Source organism: Microbulbifer sp. VAAF005 (assembly GCF_030012985.1).
Taxonomy (GTDB): domain Bacteria; phylum Pseudomonadota; class Gammaproteobacteria; order Pseudomonadales; family Cellvibrionaceae; genus Microbulbifer.
Window position 1 is genome coordinate 2,427,485 of record NZ_CP120233.1, and the last position, 18,139, is coordinate 2,445,623.

Consider the following 18,139-nt stretch of genomic DNA (forward strand, 5'->3'; position numbering starts at 1 on the left):
ATATTTTCATACCTGGAATGGCCCGGCAAAGCCGGGCGCTATATGTTAACCACATGCCATTAATTTGGTGTAATTTCCTCCCATGAGAGACGACCGGCTCTATCTCCATCACCAAAATCCACCTCTCGCTCATGCACCTCACCATCACTGGTACCGGTATACTGCTTAGTACCCAAGAAGCCTGATTCATTTGGACTACTTTCGGAGAGCATTTCACCTACATAACCATAATCATCTTCATCAATTACACCGTCATTATTTGCATCGAAAACAGAATCCTCCGGAGCCAAGCCAGTCCAAACATCCACCGACATCAACCAACCATAGCCCCCGGCAGCGCAAACTTGTCCTGTAGGGATCAGGGTATTAAAAAATAAAACATAGTTCTGTAGTTCTGGTCGAGTAATAACACGCTCACCTCCATCCTGACTTGCTGTACTACCCTCTTGCAAAGGCATATACCAACCCGATTTATCACTCCAGGTAAACTCTGATCCCGATACAGTCCTCAGAGTTGTAGTACTTCCATCATCCAAGGTAAGAACCTCAGATGTCAGCGTGCGTTCTTCCAAGTTATCTGTATCTAAATTAAATACGTCATTATCAGATACAACGTAAAATCCACCTGGGTCAGTATCACTAGTATCTGAGTCTACTAAGTATTGACCTGTACCGAATGCTACTAATAAATTAGGGGAAGCGCCGGAAGAGTTATCTGTATTTCTTGCAACGAGAGGAGCACCAGTAATTGCTTCCCCTGAAACTGAAAAAAGTGGCGATGGAGAAGTAGTTGACGAAGCAACATCCCAACTTCCTGTCGCTGAGACATCAAATGCCCACATATTTCCTTTTAAGTCTCCAGCATAAATACGGTCTATAGTACCATCCAGGTCGGAGTCGACAATCGCTGGTGTTGACATCCCATTTTTATCATCGGTGTCGGCGGTCCCTGTTGAAATATAGACATGGGAATTACCACTACCATCCTCACCATCCAGATATACGATAAACAGGCCAGCATCACCCGTTGAACTATTATATCCATTTCCAAATATCGCAGCCCATTCACCATTTGACATACGACCAACCTGAGGTCGACTAAAGCTATAACCTAGGTTGCTATTGTCTGAATCTGTAAATTCCCACAAAACGATATTGGCAGCATTCGCCTCGGTAAAATCTGAGGGGTTAGTGATGTTCAGTGCATAATACCCTTTACCGCCGCCACCTAAGCCGCCCACAAGGACTGTTTCCCAGCTTCCATCAATATATGCGTCGGAAGTTGTAGGAGTCCCATCAACATAATATTTATGGGTATAGTACTGAGAACTTAATGCATGTAAGCCTTCATCCGCACTAGTGCTTAATAAGGCAGCAGGGGAATACGCAATTAATTCTTTACCTGCGTCAGTTCCACTTACATTCGCATTAAAACCATGTAAAAAGCCATCATTCGCCCCCACATAAACAACTGGTGTACGGCTACTGTTAGAACTAACAAAGCTATCATAGGTGGAAGCTTCACTGAATTCAGCTTCGTCCCAAGAAGAACTGGGTGCACCCACATATACCGGAGTCGAACTTACAATATCACCAAGGCGGCTTTCTCGAACGCGGAAATCACCTGTCCCAGTTCCTTCGTCAGTTTGATCCCCCCTAAGATAGTCAATACGATCTGAGGCACCACCATCATCGACCCCCGCGTTGGATTGGATATCAAGATTTAGATCGTCAGCATGATCTGTTCCCGAAGTACCCAGCCCAGACGCAGTGAAAGCTACTCCAACACCACCACTGTAGGAGAGCATCACTCTATTACTGGTGCTAATAGAAGCTAGCTCCGTGCTAGCCTGCCATGAGGAAGTAGAAGCAATATTTCCTTCATCATCGAGTGCCCAAACCTCTAGATCTCCCGACCAGGCGCTGCTATCAAAACTTGCAGAAAATATTGCTGAATTAGCTTCCAGTGAAGAAGTATTAAACGATACTGAACTTGAGCTACCAACAATAGACTGCACATTATTAATAATAGTATTAAAAGTGGTTTGGAGTTGATCAGCATTACTTGCCGTATACACACCACCGCCGCCTAATTCTCCAGCATTTTTCATCAGGTCAGTATCTGATAAACCATCTTCAGCAAAACCAATGATGTAACTGGTAATATTATTAACGACCTCTTCACCATCTGTTTTTGTTAAATCCGGGCGCAAGTCAATATCGTACAGGGCCTTAACAACATCATCCATTTCATCATCGGTGCAACCTCCGGTATTTGAGGAACAACTACCGTCATCGTAGCCCTGCAAATGACTGCTTATACTATCATCCCGAGTTGGTTCCCCATCTGTTAGGGCCACCATAAAGCTATTTTGACAGTAGTATTGGATAGCACCTCCATCAACTGTATCATCCGGTTCACTAACACCATTCCAATCCAAAATAGTGCTAGTACTGCCTCCTGAAGTCTCTCCCGCGAAAATTTCCTCCCCAGCTACCTCTTCTTCACTACCATCTGCATCGGTATAGGTAAGGTTATTTTCTTCATAGCCAGTAATAAAATACCGACCTACACCAGCAAAGCTCTCTGCGAGCGGGGTATTTCCACTTGCATCAATATCTTCAATAATATCGAGGATGCTGTCACGATTATCATCCGTGAGACTCTCCAGCCCGAAGAGTAATCTAGCTCCATTCCTACTGTTAAATTGCATCAAACCAACGCGCACATCATCCAGCCCAGTTACCAACTCTTGGGCAGCACTGATCATGATATCGGTTCGGCGTATATCTACTTTGGAACGAGCCGCATCACCATCATCATCCGTGAACTCATCCGCCTCGTAGCCACCACTGCTATTTTCCTTGGAAAAAAACCAGTTCAGGAAATGCCCAGTAACACTCTCCCTATAATTACTCGAATCTTCACCTGTAGAATAATAACTGCTGCCAGAGTCGTCTGCAGCATAGAGCCAAGCCGTATAATCCTCATCTTCATCAAAACAGTTATTACTGCTATTCCAAGTAAACCAGCTAGTATCATCATTGTTATCAGTATCAACTAATTTGATAGTTACACTACCGTCTGAGCTGTCGACCCGATATTCCACCTCATCATAAGTGCCCGTATAACTACAGGTGCCGCCACCACCATGGCCATGACCACCGCCACCGCAAGAATCTGTATAGGTATATTGCATAGACATTGGGCTGCTGCAGCTAGACCCTGCTGCATCAGAAGTATCATATCCATCCGCAGGCAAAACCATTGCTTCCATTGATCCTGAAGAGTCCAATACAAACATCAAATTAGGTTCTGCAGAGCCGCGAGAATAAAGAGGAACGTCGGACAATTCTCCCGGAGCAGAGAAAGTCTCGTTACTAACACAAACCAGAAGCAGCGCAGCGGTGATTGGTTTTAGTGGAAAGCGGACTATATTTAACGGTGAAAAATTCATTTTTTACTCTTTTATATTTCTTTACCATAGAGAGTGATAATGATTCTCTCAGTACCACCAATCCCTACTCCACGAGAAACAATTTTAAATACCTGAACATCTGTGCTGTCACTCTGAGTGGAACCCGCACTAAGATCTACATTTGTGACATCGGTATCATCTTCGGTAAGCCCTGCCAACTCGATATACATACGGCCAGTTAGCGGCGTACCATCAGCCCCTTCCATTGATACCGTTTGCTCTACTGAATTGGTATCACTCCAAGTAGCGTCATCAAATAAATCTTCCGGCCCATCACCTGCAGTACGCCGCCACCCCGTTGTTCCAAAGTCATTTAGGTCTGTCAATGTCTCAATATAATCTTCACCTTGGCGTGCAACAGACTCTGCCACCTCGAGAGCTACTTTGGCATCACGGGAAGCAAAGGTCATACGCTCACTCATCAAAACCCCCTAGCTCCTGAAATACCAATCAGAGTTAGTATCAATAAAATTATCAGGCTAACCATTAACACAGCGCCATTTTGCGACCTGATTACCCTCATTACATATCACCTCGATTGCGTACTTTTACCGTTGCAACGTATAGCTTTCTAATTCGCCCATCCGTATATTCAGTTTCACTACCATCAAGTCGGCTAATAGTTTGACTATTAACACTTGCATCGCTATCACTAGCTACCAATAACTCCAATTTAATAGCAATAACTTCTGACATTTCATCAGCATCCGAACTAGCACTTTGCCAGGTATCAACTATTCCACTATCCGTTGTATCTCGACCATATGAAACCTGCATATCTTCTATACCGGGTACTAATTCTTCTACGGAATCATTCTCATCGCTAACAAATAAAGAATTGGTCCCAGCCGTATTTTCAGCAATAAAGTAGGTTTTTTGATATGGCAAAAAGATAGCTGAGTCAGCTCCATAGGTTTCCTGAAGAGTATCACTCAGGTTTTGAACCCAATCGCTGTCGATATTACCGTCTTCATGCTCCAAAGTTCGGTCGCCATCACCGATATCCCCATCAATATCCGTTATGGTAAATATGTCACCGTTAATACAGGTTGAAACTAAGACAATATCCCCAGCTTCTACAGGGCAATTGGAACTTACAATCAAATCGCTACCACTTGGGTCTAGCATACGCCCAGAGCCACCGCAGGCATTGACAACTCCCCCAAGAATTAATACATCACTACCATCCAGCACATTCGTTGAGCCAATTGTTTGACTACTTGCATTATCAATCCCTTGAATTCCGCCAGAACCAATCGAGGTTAAGAAAGCATCAGTAGTATCTAGCCTATTCTCAATACTGTCTTGATCTGGTGTACAACCCCAATAGTCAGCAAGGCGTATTTCCTTACTCAAAAGATCTATTGCGAATCGACCGCTCTCCTGCACTCGTGAGAATCCATCCTGCATACGATAAGTATCGTTATTACTTTGAAATATCTGTAAAACACCAAGTAAAAGCAGGGAGCCTAATAAAATTCCTATCATTAACTCAATTAATGATAGCCCTCTTTGATTACTAAAAGCTCGCATTATTAAAGCTCCACTATCATCTCAAATGTGGCATCATCCAAACCACCATCTAATTCCCCGTAATTTTCTCCTGTGTGCTGCTCACTCCAAGAAATGGTTACTGTCACTTCACCCGAATCATGAGCAATTGTTCCTGTGGCTGCAGGTAAATTTGAGGACAGGATCAGTTCCCATTCATACAAATCCAACTCAGCTAATTCACTTACTGAACATGCACTGCTACAGTCTGGGGTCGAGCTGCTACCACTATCACCCGAACTGCCATCACCCGAACTGCCATCATCACCGGAGTCACCATCTCCAGAATCTGAACCACCAACAGAACCATTATATTCTCCATCGATAGTCCCAGTAGGATTCGCTCTCATACGCTCGATAATTTCCTGTGCCGCTAGCGCAGCCATATACCGATGATGAGCCCCATTACCATTTTTCAAACTCATCACTTGCGTTGCGGCCAGCCCTAATAGCCCGACTGCCAGAACCAATACCGATACAAGCACTTCGATTAAGGTTGCCCCTTTTTGCTTGAGCATTTAACTTTTTCTCCTCTAACACACCCCTACTATGGGCAGTTTATACCTGTATTCAATCGTAAAGCCCCAGAGACAAGAAGTTGCAGCTGACGGCCATAATCACCTGCTCGGTTATCACATAAGTCTAATGTCAAAGTGGTTCCGAGACTGATTTCGCCATGAGCATTAAAGCTAAATTCCAAGTCTGTCACAGCAGCTCCTGCAACATCAGCAACTATACTAATATCCTCATGTTCGACTCTTAATATTCTTAATTCTTCACCATCCGCATAAGCATCATTTCCATCATCATCCACCCAAATAATTACGCCATTTTCTATATCATCATTGATAGACGTGATCTCTACACCGCCCCCTCGACGCACAGCTTCTGATCGTGCGTATTGAAGAGTTCCATTCAAGTCATTAGTCATGGCTACCAGGCGGTTGTGCTCAATTAACGCATTAAAGGAAGGAAGTCCGATAGCCACGACTATCCCTAAAACAGTAACAGTGGCCATTAACTCTATTAGGGTTACCCCTTTGATACATTTAAAATTTTTCATTAATCCATGCCTTAAAGAACCCAAAAATACTGAGCGATATTTCTACATCATAAGAAGAGTAAATCTATTGCTCTCTGAAGTATGCAATCAGACGGTATAAAATTCACACAAAAAAAACGATCTGTTTCACCGTTCACAAACAATGTGAACGCAAAGTGAAAACTCAGTTCTCGGGCTCGCTCTATCTGTGTATATATACCAGTTTATGGAAAGTAGGTAAGCGATGGGGTCGAGGGTTTTGCAGCTTGCCGACAAACGGCTTGGAGGGGGCGATAAGTGGGCCAGTCAGCTAGCCAAAAGGAAATAGAGCTGCTGATTAACGCAGCTCTTTAGGCAGGGAGAAACGTATATTCTCAGCCCTTCCATCCATTTCTTCAGGAAGGCTTGCACCAAGTTGTTGCAGTCGATTAATCACTCCTTGTACCAGGACTTCCGGTGCTGACGCTCCCGCTGTGATCCCTATGGCCGTCTTATCCTGAAGCCAATCCGCATCGATATCATCTGCACCATCGATCAATTTGGCAGCAGCACCACAGCGTTCAGCGAGTTCACGCAGGCGATTAGAGTTAGAACTATTCGGGCTACCAACAACAAGGACCAGGTCACTTTCCAGAGCCAGCTGCTTTACAGCATCCTGGCGATTCTGGGTCGCGTAACAGATATCATCTTTTCGCGGCCCACGGATTTCAGGGAAACGCACTCTCAGGGCATCAATTACTCGAGCGGTATCATCCATGGATAGTGTTGTCTGGGTAACATAGGCGAGATTACTCTCGTCTTTAACAGTTAACTTCGCAACATCCTCTTCGTCTTCAACCAGGTAAATGGCACCGCCAGCAGAGTTGTCATACTGCCCCATTGTGCCCTCCACTTCCGGGTGCCCGGCGTGGCCGATAAGTATGCACTCAGCACCGTCGGTGCTGAACTTACTCACTTCAATATGCACCTTGGTAACCAGCGGGCAAGTAGCATCGAATACACGCAGGCCGCGCTCTCCAGCTTCGCGCTGCACAGCTTTTGAAACACCGTGAGCACTGAAGATAACGATAACATCATCGGGCACTTCATCGAGTTCATCGACAAAGACCGCACCGCGCTCTTTCAGACTTTCCACCACAAATTTATTGTGCACCACTTCATGGCGGACATAGATCGGCGCACCAAATACATCCAGGGCGCGATTCACAATATCAATTGCCCGATCAACACCGGCACAAAAGCCCCGGGGGTTAGCCATTCGGATTTGCATATCTACTTCAGCACCCTACTTGCTACAAAGGGGGAGCCCCGACCCTATTGGATCGAGTCCACCGCAATAATTTTCACATGGAAATTTAAGGTTTGACCGGCCAATGGATGGTTAAAGTCGACGGTAACATCGTCCTCACCAATCTCACTGATTACTCCGGGGAGTTCGCCGCTGCCGTTGTCAAAAGAGACTACCAACCCGCGCTCCAGCTCCATATCGGGAGAAAAGGTATCCCGGCGCACCTTTTGCAGGTTTTCCGGGTTGCGCTGACCAAATCCTATCTCCGGCGGTATCTCGATCTCGGCTTCATCCCCCGCTTTTAAACCAAAAAGCGCTTTTTCAAAGCCCGGCAGCAAACTGCCATCGCCAACACTGAAAGAGGCTGGGTCACCTTTGAAGGTTGAATCCACCTCAGTGCCATCGTCCAATTTCAGGCTAAAGTGCAGTGTCACCCGGCAGTGTTCACCGATAACGGCATTACTCATAGTTCGTTAGACTTCCACGTTATTTTTTGCTTTGCCACTTTCTTTTTCTGCAAAAAAAAGTAGCTCAATAACCAGCATTGCAGCGCCGATACTAATTCCCATATCCGCAACATTGAATACCGGGAAGTGCCAGTTGCCGTAATAGACCGAAATAAAATCCCTTACGTAACCCAGCAGCACTCGATCCCAAAGGTTGCCCAAGGCCCCCCCAGAATTAGTGCCAGGGCACAGGGTTCCCAGCGCTTTGTTGCCGGCAAGCGCCATAGCCAAACACTGACAACAACGCTAAATACAAAGGCAATAATTCCGAAAAACCACCGCTGCCACCCCCAGCATCAGACAGAAAGCTAAAGGCAGCACCGTAGTTTTCCGCATAAGTAAATTGCAGCAAGCCGGGAATAATTTGCATTGATGGGCCGTGCATAAACATATCCACGGCCCAGACTTTGCTGGCGATATCGAGGACAACCACCACCAGCGCCAGCCAGTACCAGCGCCATGGATGCCCCCAAACAGGGTTGGAACTAGGCATAGTGCCTCACTTCTCCTTCACCAGAAACGTTTTCCACGCAGCGCTCACAAATGTCTGGATACTCTGCTGATACACCCACATCGGCACGGTAATGCCAACAGCGCGCACACTTGGGGTGATCCACTTTGCTTACGCTGACTTTCAATCCTTCCAGCTCTGTGGACTCTGCACCGGCAGCATCGCTGAGTGGCTGTACAGAAGTGGAGGAGCAAATCAAAACAAAGCGCAACTCGTCTTCGAGCTCCAAGAGCTTTTCACGCAGGTCATCCTCGGCGAACAGAGTCACCGCCGCTTGCAGGGAGCCGCCAATAGCACCAGCTCCACGCTGCTCTTCAAGCACTTTGTTTACCGCAGTTTTTACTTCGGCGATGGCGGCCCAATAGTCCGCACCTTTAACCGAGTCTGCGGGCAGCTTCGGCAGCGAATACCATTCTTCAATAAAGATGCTGTCCGCTTTGGCACCGGGAATAAACTGCCACAGCTCTTCTGCGGTAAAGCTCAGGATAGGCGCAATCCAGCGAACAAATGCCTGCACAATATGATAGAGGGCAGTTTGCGCTGAGCGGCGTGCAGTACTGTCCTCTTTGGTGGTGTACTGGCGATCTTTGATGATATCCAGGTAGAAGCCACCCATTTCCACGACGCAGAAGTTATGTAACTTCTGATAGATCTGGTGGAACTGGTAGTTATCGTAAGCCGCGATAATTTCATCCTGTAGACGCGCAGCCTTATCCAGCGCCCAGCGATCCAGCGCCAGAAGTTCACTCTCCGGCAACAAATCTTTTTCTGGGTCAAACCCAGCCAGATTGGACAGGAAGAAACGAGCCGTATTGCGCAAGCGACGGTAAGAGTCCGCTGTGCGTTTCAGGATCTCATCGGAAACCGCCATTTCACCACTGAAGTCTGTGGCGGAAACCCAAAGGCGCAATACATCTGCACCCAACTTATTGATTACATCCAGTGGAGCAACGGTATTGCCGATGGACTTGGACATTTTCCGTCCCTGTGCATCTACCGTGAAACCATGGGTCAACACTTGCTTATAAGGGGCACAATCGTTGATAGCGATGGAGGTCTTCAGTGAAGACTGGAACCAGCCTCGGTGCTGATCAGAGCCCTCAAGGTACAGATCTGCCGGGAAACGCAGGCCGTTGCGGCGCTCCAGTACGGCGTAGTGAGTCACACCTGAATCGAACCAGACATCCAGGGTGTCGGTCACCTTTTGATATTGGTCTGCCTCATCTCCCAGGAGTTCCTGCGGGTCCAGGTCAAACCAAACATCCATACCCTCGGCGTCGACCTTTTCAGCCACTTTGTCCATCAAAGCGGGAGTGTCCGGGTGGATTTCATGGGTCTCTTTGTGAACAAACAAAGCGATGGGCACGCCCCAGGTGCGCTGGCGGGAAATACACCAATCCGGACTGCCATCGAGCATGGCATCGATACGAGCCTTGCCCCAACCGGGGATCCACTGAACTTCATCCGCTGCCTTCTGTGCATTCTCCAGAAGGTCATTCTGCTGCATGCTCACAAACCACTGCGGAGTCGCACGGTAAATAAGCGGCGTCTTGGTGCGCCAGCAGTGGGGGTAACTGTGCTCCATCTTACCCTGGTGCAGAAGTACTCCGCGCTCCTGTAACAGGGCCACAATTTTGTCGTCCACCTTGTAGACGTGCTCACCGGCAAACAGCGGTACCATATCGCGGTATACGCCATTGTCATCGATATAGTTCAGGGTATCGATGCCGTAGCGCTTGCCCACTTGGAAGTCATCGGGACCATGGTCCGGCGCAGTGTGTACACAGCCTGTACCTGCATCAGTGGTGACATGGTCGCCGAGGATCATCGGCAATTGCTTCTCGTAGAAAGGATGGTCTAGCTTCAGGTGCTCCAAGGCGGCACCGCGAATACGGCCTACCACTTCACCTTCGAGCCCCGCCTTCTCCAATACGGCATCCTTGAGAGCTTCGGCAACGAGCAATCGGCGCTCAGCCGTTTGCACCACAACATATTCCAGCTCAGCATTGACAGAAACCGCTTGGCTGGAAGGAAGCGTCCAGGGGGTTGTGGTCCAGATAACAACGGATAAGGGGCCTTCACCCGCGTGTCCACCTGCCGCATCGGCGATAGCCAGGGATGTCTCTTCCGTCGCCGGATAGCAAACGTAAATGGAGTAGGAGGTTTTATCCTGATACTCCACTTCCGCTTCCGCCAGGGCTGATCCGCCCACAACGCTCCAGTACACAGGCTTGAAACCCCGTGCCAAATGGCCATTTTTGACCACTCGCCCAAGCGCTCGGATGATATCGCCTTCAAATTGGAAATCCATGGTGCGGTAGGGGTTGTCCCACTCACCGAACACCCCCAGGCGAATAAAGTCTTTCTTCTGTCCGTCCACCTGCTTGGCTGCGTACTCGCGGCACTTCTGGCGGAAAGTTTTGTGATCCACCTTTGCGCCAGCCTTGCCAATCTTTTTCTCGACGCGGTGCTCAATCGGCAGGCCGTGGCAGTCCCAGCCAGGCACATAGGGAGCGTCAAAACCGCTCAGGGTTTTCGACTTGATAATAATATCTTTGAGAATCTTGTTGACCGAGTGACCTATGTGAATATCCCCGTTGGCATAGGGAGGACCGTCGTGCAGGATAAACTGCTCGCGCCCCGCCCGCGCTTCGCGGATTTTTTCGTAGAGCTTGGTTTCCTGCCACTTCTTTAAAATAGCCGGCTCGCGCTGGGGCAGATTGCCGCGCATAGGAAAGTCGGTCTCAGGCAGGTTTAAGGTCACTTTATAATCAGTCATTGGATGTCTACTTCAGCTCTAGTAGAGAATAATTCATCGTCTATACACCGGTTAGTGCCCCTTGGGGTTTTGCACAAACCAGTCTTTAGCATCGTCAATATCCTGAGCGATGCGGGCTTTGAGGATTTCCAGGGAGGCAAACTTCTCTTCATTGCGAAGTTTGTGGCAAAACTCTACTGCTAGTTCTTTCCCGTAGAGGTTGCCATCAAAATCAAACAAGTTGACTTCTAGTAGTGGCCGGGCGCCCTCTCCCTCAACTGTCGGGCGAAACCCCACATTGGCAACACCGTCAATTTCCGGCCGCCCAGGTGCGAGTTCACTTCCATTCGCGGCTTTGGTGCGAACGGTGTAAACGCCAACCAGCGGGGAGCGGTAGCGGTGCAAACGCACATTGGCTGTGGGAGCACCCAGTTGCCGGCCCAAGGCGCGGCCGGGGGCAACCCGTCCGGTAATACTGTAAGGGCGCCCGAGTAAGGCCTCGGCCAACTCAAATTCGCCCCGCTGCAAGGCTTCGCGGATGCGGGTGCTGCTCACCCGGGCTCCGCGAATCTCAAGCGTAGCTGTGTCTTCCACCGTGAATCCATTTTCGGCCCCGGCGCCCTGGAGGAATTGATAATCGCCACTGCGATCACAGCCGAAGCGGAAATCGTCTCCCACCACCAAATGGCGGATTCCAAGGCCGTCCACCAAGATACGGCGCACAAAAGCATTGGCACTCAGGTTGCGCAGTTTCTCGTTAAACTGCAGGCACAGCACCCGGTCGGCACCAGCATCAAATAGCGCCAATACCTTCTCTTTAAAGCGCATCAGACGCGCAGGCGCCCTTTCCCCAGAGAAGAACTCATGTGGCTGGGGCTCAAAGATAATCGCCACCGAGGGCAGATTGTGCTCCTGCGCGCGCTGCTTGAGCTGCGCAATAATCGCCTGGTGACCGAGGTGTACACCGTCGAACGAGCCGATTGTCGCCACGCTTCCCCGGTGGCGGGGGCGCAGGTTGTGCAACCCGCGAATTAGTTCGCGCTCCTGGGCCAAAGCGATTTTCCCATCCTCATAAAATCGAGCCGCACAGTATAGCGGATTCCCACTGGGCGGCCAGAGGCCATATTTATCCAGATATGCCCACTTAAAAAACTAACTTGTGGCGCGGAAGTGGCGGGGGCGCAATCCTGAAACCAGTAAAACGGACAGATAGGTCGCTCCCCCCGCAGCTACGATCAGCCCCATACGCCAGGCGCGGTCATACCAGGCCCATTCACTCCACTGTGACCACAGGTGCAGGGCCCCGAGCAAAATCGCAACCATCGCCAAATTCGCCAGAAGCAACCTTACCAGGTAAGTGCCCCACCCAGCCTCAGGTTTATAGACATCATCTCGACGCAGGCCTTTATAGAGGAGCCAGGCGTTAATAGCGGCCTGACAAGCCGTAGCCAGTGCCAGGCCCATATGACCGAGTTTGAAGTAGTAGTTAAGCGGTATCACAAACAGCAGGCTCAACACCATTTTGGCCGAGATAGCAATTAAGCCAAAGCGCACTGGGGTATAGGTATCCTGGCGAGCAAAATAGCCCGGCGCCAGCACTTTAATCAGCATAAACGCCAGCAGCCCCATGGCATAAGCACGCAGGGACCAGGCGGCCATTTGCATATCGCGCGGCTGCATCTGCCCATACTGAAAAAGGGTTGTCAGGAGCGGCTCAGCCAGTACCACCAAGGCTACAGAAGCGGGCAGGGAAATTAGCGTGACACTGCGCAAAGCCCAGTCGAGGGTATGACGGAACCGGCGGGGGTCTCCGTCAGTGTGCTGCCGCGACAAGCTCGGCAGAATCACCGTCGCCACCGCAACCCCAAACACCCCCAGGGGCAGCTCGGTGAGCCGGTCGGAAAAATAGAGCCAGGAAACACTGCCGCTGGGCAGGAATGAAGCCAGCAGAGTGTCCATCACCAGGCTGATCTGGGTCACTGACACCCCAAAAATCGCCGGCGCCATCAAGCGCAAAATTTTACGCACTCCTTTATGCTGCCAATCCCACTTAGGGCTAGGCAGCAAACCTTCACGAGCGAGAAAAGGCAGTTGAAACAGCAGCTGCACCACCCCCGCAACAAAAACGCCCCAAGCCAGCGCCATAATTTGCGGATCAAACCAATTGGTAGCAACAGTCGCCGCAGCAATCAAAACCAGGTTGAGCATCACCGGGGTTAGCGCCGGAATCGCAAAACGGTCGAAAGTATTGAGTATCGCCCCGGTAAATCCCGCCAGGGAAATCAGCATTAAATAGGGAAAAGTGATCTGCAACATATCGGTAGCGAGATCGAACTTCTCACGCTCACTGCCGTCCCACCACCAACCAAAAGCAAAAATACCCGTAACTAGTGGAGCGCAGAGAACACCAAACAGAGTAACCAACAACAGTACGCCGCCAAGGGCACCCGCAACCCGGTCATTTAACTCTCGCGCAGCCGCCTTACCGCCCTTTTGGCGATATTCGGCCAGTACCGGCACAAAGGCCTGGGCAAATGCGCCTTCGGCAAATAAGCGGCGGAAAAAGTTGGGAATCTTGAATGCGACAAAAAAGGCATCGGCAGCATCGCCCGCACCGGCAAAGCGGGCCAGCGCCACGTCGCGAACCAGCCCGGCCACTCGCGACAGCATAGTGGCAGCACCGACAACGGAACTGCCCCGCAGCAATCTGGAAGCACCAGATTTTTCGACTGCCTGTTCCTGAGCTGGGGATGACTGCGACAAAACTCGGACTCCTGGCGAAAGTTGAAACTTGTTGGCCGGCAAGTCTACCCCAAAACCTGGGGATATATGGGCTCCTCTACAGAGCTGAGGCCCTGCGACTGCGGGACCGCGAGCCTATACTAAGAGCGAGCTAGTCGCGCCACCCAAGGAGCTGGTGGTGCGGGGAGAGAAGGGATGACCATTAGTGCTTTGATTATTGCCCTGGTTCTGGCAATTGTGCGGTACATAGCAGCTGTTGATGGCCCCAGCCCCGTCTGTCCATCCACCCCCTGCTATAACTGCGGCCGCCCAGCCCCTTCCAGCTTCTGAGCTGGGTTTCGGAGCGAGCGCCATATTTCGCCACAATTGAGCCGCAGTTGGTCATAGCTGCGCCACGCCAGTGCCTCCTTGGAGCTTTTTAATAACACTCAAACGGGCCACAACAGAACAGGCCCAAACGAGTAAGAAAAGCCGCTAAGGAGCAGAACAATGAAAAAAGTAGTGATGGCCGTCGCCCTGGGTTCTCTGATTGCCACCGGAGCCCACGCTAAGGAACAAAACGAATCCAATTTGACTCCGGCCAAGCAGGCCTCAGTCTTTACCGGCTCTGCAATTGCCGGTGCAGCATTGGGTGGGCCCGTAGGCTTTATCGCCGGAGCACTCGGTGGAGCCTGGCTCGGAGAGCAGATCAAGCAAGCAGACGAGGCAGATATGCTGGCAACACAACTGACAGAGAGCCGTGCAGAGCTCAGCAACCTGGCACAGCAATTGGATGCGGCTCAACTGTCCGCGAACGACGCCAGCCAACTGGCCCTGGATTCACTGCAATTCCAAATGCTGTTTACCACTGGGGAGGACGAGCTTCAGGAGGGCCAAATGCACCAGCTGAGTGCCATGGCTGACTTCCTAAAGCGCCACCCCCACCTGCAAATTCACCTGGAGGGGCACGCAGATCCTCGCGGCAGTGACGGCTACAACAATGTACTGTCCGATCAACGCGCCCTGAGTGTGGAAGAGGCTTTGGTATCGCTGGGAGTTGATGCCTCAAGAATCAGCCGCAGCGCACTCGGCTCCACCTACTCCCAGGCAACCCGAGGCGATGTAGACGCCTACGCCATGGAGCGCCGCGTCGACATCCGCTTCTCCCTTCCGGAGTCCATGGCGGGAAACTTCTGAGTCTGAGTGAAAGGGGCACTGCGGACAACAAATCCGCATACCCCCTCGTCTTCAAGCCGCACTACATAAGCGTGAGTGGATCGCAAATCCACTCACGCAACTCCAAGCTGATAGAAACCCTGTTGTATTTGCGGGCGCCTTGCGCCCGCCTTTTTGCCTAACCCCTGCAACTTCGTGCATGATTCTCCGCCAGAAAGGAATTAAGTCGGGATTTGTCATGAGTGCAACCATCGCCATTGTCGAAGATGAACGCGCTATCGCAGAAAACTACCGCGATGCTCTGCGCCGCCACGGTTACCGGGTCGATTTATACAGTGCCAGAATTGAGGCCATGGATGCTTTTCGCCAGCGGCTGCCAGACCTGGCCGTGATCGATGTTGGCCTGGGCAGCGAGGTGGAGGGCGGTTTTGAGCTCTGCCGGGAATTGCGCGCTATGGCACCGAGCCTGCCAATATTATTTCTCACCGCCAGGGACTCAGAGCTGGATATTATTTCCGGGCTGCGCCTGGGGGCTGATGATTACCTCACCAAGGATATCTCCCTACCCCATATGCAGGCGCGAATTAACGCCCTACTGCGCCGCGTTAGCGTGCTGCGAGATCAAAACGATGAAGGCGAGAGCTTAACTCAGGGAAAGCTATGGCTGGATATTTCCAGGCTCCATTGCCACTGGGATGAGCAACCCGTGGACCTGACCGTGACCGAATTCTGGATTGTCCACGCCCTGGCAAAAAGGCCCGGCCACGTTAAATCCCGCAGCCAACTAATGGAAGCAGCCCGCGTGGTGCTGGATGACAACACCATCACCTCTCACGTCAAAAGAATCAGACGAAAATTCCAGGCGCTGGACACAGAATTTAATGCCATAGGAACCGCCTACGGCATGGGGTATCGCTGGCAGCTGTAAACCGCCATCAGGCGAACAATTTCAAAAATTTAAGTATGAACCTACGTCGCCAACTCTTGCTCGTCAGCCTTGTCGCACTCACCCTGCCCTGGGCCGGCTGCCAGTACCTCCGCCAGGTGGACGCCGCCCTAGCGCAAGGCCAGATCCAGGCAATCGAGGCAACTGCGGCGGCAATTGCCGCGCGCTTGGCCAGTGCCCCCCAGCTTATCGCCCCGGATCCTCAGCGCCTTTCGCGCCCACCAGGCGCTCAGCTCTACCTGAATCCCCTATCTCAAGCTCCGAGAGTCGACGGCTATGGCGATGAGTGGCGAGCACAGCAACTGGAGCCCCGAGCCCTTGAGGACGGGCAGCTATCCCCTATGGCCCAGGTGACGCTGGGGCAACTGGATAAGCAAGTCTACCTGCTTCTCACTGTTTCGGACTCAACTCCCGCCTACCGGGACCCCCGCACAGGCCTGATCGCTGGTGGTGACACCGTAGAGCTGTTTACCGCTGACCGGCACTACATCCTGCCCGTCGCCAGCCAGGGGACCGCCAACGCCTTGTGGCACAACCCGAGAGAGGGCCGCTACGAGCGCGAGCTGCGCTTAAGGGGCCGCTGGACAACTTCTGGTGCCGGTTACCAATTGGAGCTGGCTCTGCCACAAGCCCTAACCGGTGGAGCCCTCTCTATCCGTATTCACGACAGGGCAAACAGCAGTGGCTCCTCACCGACTCGCAGCGCCAGCACACTTCCGGCAGATGGTCACCCAGGACGCTTGGTAAGCCCTCTGCCAGACCTTCAAAGAGAACTCGACCACTTTGCGCGCCCTGGACTGCGCCTCGCAGTAGTGGACAGCGAGGGGTTTCTTCTTGCCAGCAACGGACAACTACAGCTGGCAGATTCCGAGAGCAATTCGTGGCTGAGAGACTGGGCTTATCGCAAATTGCTTTCCAGAGAGGATTTGCCACAGCTGCCGGAAAATAGCTTGCCTCTTCCAACGCCTGACAGCCGTGGCACCCGGGAGCAATGGTATTCAGGACCGCTGCAATCCCGAATTGGTGCGGTGAGTGTGCCCGTTATCACCCGGGTCGACGAAGTGGTTGAACGGCCACTTCTGGGGCAGGTACTCGTCCTGCAATCTGGCGAAGCGATGCAATCAGTCACCGAGGGAGCAGCCCACCGGTTGTGGTTGATCAGCTGCGCCGCGGCCGCAACCGCCCTGCTCTTCCTCTTGGGCTACGCCAGCTGGCTTTCCTGGCGCGTGCGCAAACTACACCAGGCTGCCCGCAACGCAGTAGATTCCAGCGGCAAACTGCGCGGCAACTTTCCCCATTCAAAGGCTGGCGATGAACTGGGAGACCTAAACCGGGCCTTCGCCAGCCTGCTCGCAGAACTGGACCAATATCACCAGTACCTGCGCACTCTCGCCAGTAAGTTGTCACACGAGCTACGCACACCGCTGGCAGTGGTTCGCTCATCCCTGGACAACCTCGCCGCCGGGGAGCTCGACGACCACAGCCGCCGCTATGCAGGGCGGGCTATGGATGGCAGTGCAAGGCTGTCGGGGATTCTCAACAGTCTCTCCGCAGCCAGCAATCTTGAAACCAGTATCCACCAAGCGGAGCGGGAGCCTTTCGACCTGGCAGACCTGCTTGAAGTCATGACACAGTGCTATGGCGATGCTCACAGCGAACACCGATTTACTCTGAACAAACCCACTGGGGAGCTAGCCTGCCACGGCGCACCGGAGTTATTGGCTCAATTGCTGGACAAACTGGTGGATAACGCATGTAGCTTCGCTCCCGAAGGCAGTGAAATTTGCCTGTCAGTGGCAACAAACAGAGATACCTACTTGATCACAGTGGGCAATGACGGCCCTCTGCTCCCGGAAGGTTACGCTCACAAGCTGTTCGACTCTCTCGTTTCTGTGCGCAACCAGGGCGATAATGCCGGCCACCTGGGGCTGGGACTGCATATCGCAAAACTGATCGCAGACTTCCACGGTGGCTCCTTAAAAGCCCGAAACCGCAGCGACGGCAGCGGTGTAGAGTTCAGCCTGGAGTTGCCGACCGGGTAACCGCCGTTGTGGATTGACAACATATCTGCACCGAGACGCCCGCTATGGTTGACAAACAACCAACTGTGGGGATAATGTCGCGTCCCGATCGGGCCCCAGGGCCTGTTAGTTACAGATTT

General features: G+C 51.5%; 13 protein-coding genes and 1 pseudogene. 3 read left to right on the forward strand and 11 right to left on the reverse strand.

Features of this window, described 5'->3' with window-relative positions:
* Positions 1–59: 59 nt before the first annotated feature.
* From P0078_RS10680 to murJ, 11 genes and pseudogenes are all read right to left on the reverse strand, one after another.
* Positions 60–3,458, reverse strand: coding sequence for a PilC/PilY family type IV pilus protein (locus P0078_RS10680; protein ID WP_282934358.1), 3,399 nt, complete (start codon positions 3,456–3,458; stop codon positions 60–62).
* Positions 3,459–3,469: 11 nt separating this feature from the next.
* The gene (locus P0078_RS10685) at positions 3,470–3,901 is read right to left on the reverse strand and encodes a pilus assembly PilX family protein (protein ID WP_282934359.1); all 432 of its coding nucleotides are present in this window, start codon (positions 3,899–3,901) and stop codon (positions 3,470–3,472) included.
* Positions 3,902–4,001: 100 nt separating this feature from the next.
* Complete coding sequence (locus P0078_RS10690) at positions 4,002–5,012, reverse strand: PilW family protein (RefSeq protein WP_282934360.1); 1,011 nt, start codon at positions 5,010–5,012, stop codon at positions 4,002–4,004.
* Between the two features lie 2 nt (positions 5,013–5,014).
* Entirely contained in the window at positions 5,015–5,548 is a 534-nt protein-coding gene (gene pilV / locus P0078_RS10695; protein ID WP_282934361.1) for a type IV pilus modification protein PilV, read from the reverse strand.
* A 29-nt stretch (positions 5,549–5,577) separates the two neighbouring features.
* On the reverse strand, positions 5,578–6,093 hold the full coding sequence (locus P0078_RS10700) for a GspH/FimT family pseudopilin (protein WP_282934362.1): 516 nt from the start codon (positions 6,091–6,093) through the stop codon (positions 5,578–5,580).
* 316 nt (positions 6,094–6,409) lie between these two features.
* Entirely contained in the window at positions 6,410–7,342 is a 933-nt protein-coding gene (gene ispH / locus P0078_RS10705; protein ID WP_282934363.1) for a 4-hydroxy-3-methylbut-2-enyl diphosphate reductase, read from the reverse strand.
* Positions 7,343–7,386: 44 nt separating this feature from the next.
* A complete protein-coding gene (locus P0078_RS10710; RefSeq protein ID WP_282934364.1) occupies positions 7,387–7,827 on the reverse strand; it encodes an FKBP-type peptidyl-prolyl cis-trans isomerase in 441 nt (146 codons plus the stop codon).
* Between the two features lie 6 nt (positions 7,828–7,833).
* Positions 7,834–8,359, reverse strand: a pseudogene (gene lspA, locus P0078_RS10715) (signal peptidase II).
* The gene (ileS, locus tag P0078_RS10720; RefSeq protein ID WP_282934365.1) at positions 8,352–11,156 is read right to left on the reverse strand and encodes an isoleucine--tRNA ligase; all 2,805 of its coding nucleotides are present in this window, start codon (positions 11,154–11,156) and stop codon (positions 8,352–8,354) included. Before ileS ends, lspA begins: the two are co-directional and overlap by 8 nt.
* A 51-nt stretch (positions 11,157–11,207) precedes the next feature.
* Positions 11,208–12,188: a bifunctional riboflavin kinase/FAD synthetase gene (gene ribF, locus P0078_RS10725; RefSeq protein WP_282934366.1), complete on the reverse strand. Its 981-nt coding sequence runs from the start codon at positions 12,186–12,188 to the stop codon at positions 11,208–11,210.
* Positions 12,189–12,287: 99 nt separating this feature from the next.
* The gene (murJ, locus tag P0078_RS10730; protein ID WP_282934367.1) at positions 12,288–13,898 is read right to left on the reverse strand and encodes a murein biosynthesis integral membrane protein MurJ; all 1,611 of its coding nucleotides are present in this window, start codon (positions 13,896–13,898) and stop codon (positions 12,288–12,290) included.
* Positions 13,899–14,366: 468 nt separating this feature from the next.
* Here murJ and P0078_RS10735 point away from each other — a divergent pair, with 468 nt between their 5' ends.
* The 3 genes from P0078_RS10735 (at position 14,367) to P0078_RS10745 (ending at position 18,020) form a co-directional block, all read left to right on the forward strand.
* A complete protein-coding gene (locus tag P0078_RS10735) occupies positions 14,367–15,053 on the forward strand; it encodes an OmpA family protein (protein ID WP_282934368.1) in 687 nt (228 codons plus the stop codon).
* Positions 15,054–15,270: 217 nt separating this feature from the next.
* The gene (gene pdsR / locus P0078_RS10740) at positions 15,271–15,960 is read left to right on the forward strand and encodes a proteobacterial dedicated sortase system response regulator (RefSeq protein WP_108735148.1); all 690 of its coding nucleotides are present in this window, start codon (positions 15,271–15,273) and stop codon (positions 15,958–15,960) included.
* A 35-nt stretch (positions 15,961–15,995) separates the two neighbouring features.
* Entirely contained in the window at positions 15,996–18,020 is a 2,025-nt protein-coding gene (locus P0078_RS10745) for an ATP-binding protein (RefSeq protein ID WP_282934369.1), read from the forward strand.
* Positions 18,021–18,139: the final 119 nt, after the last annotated feature.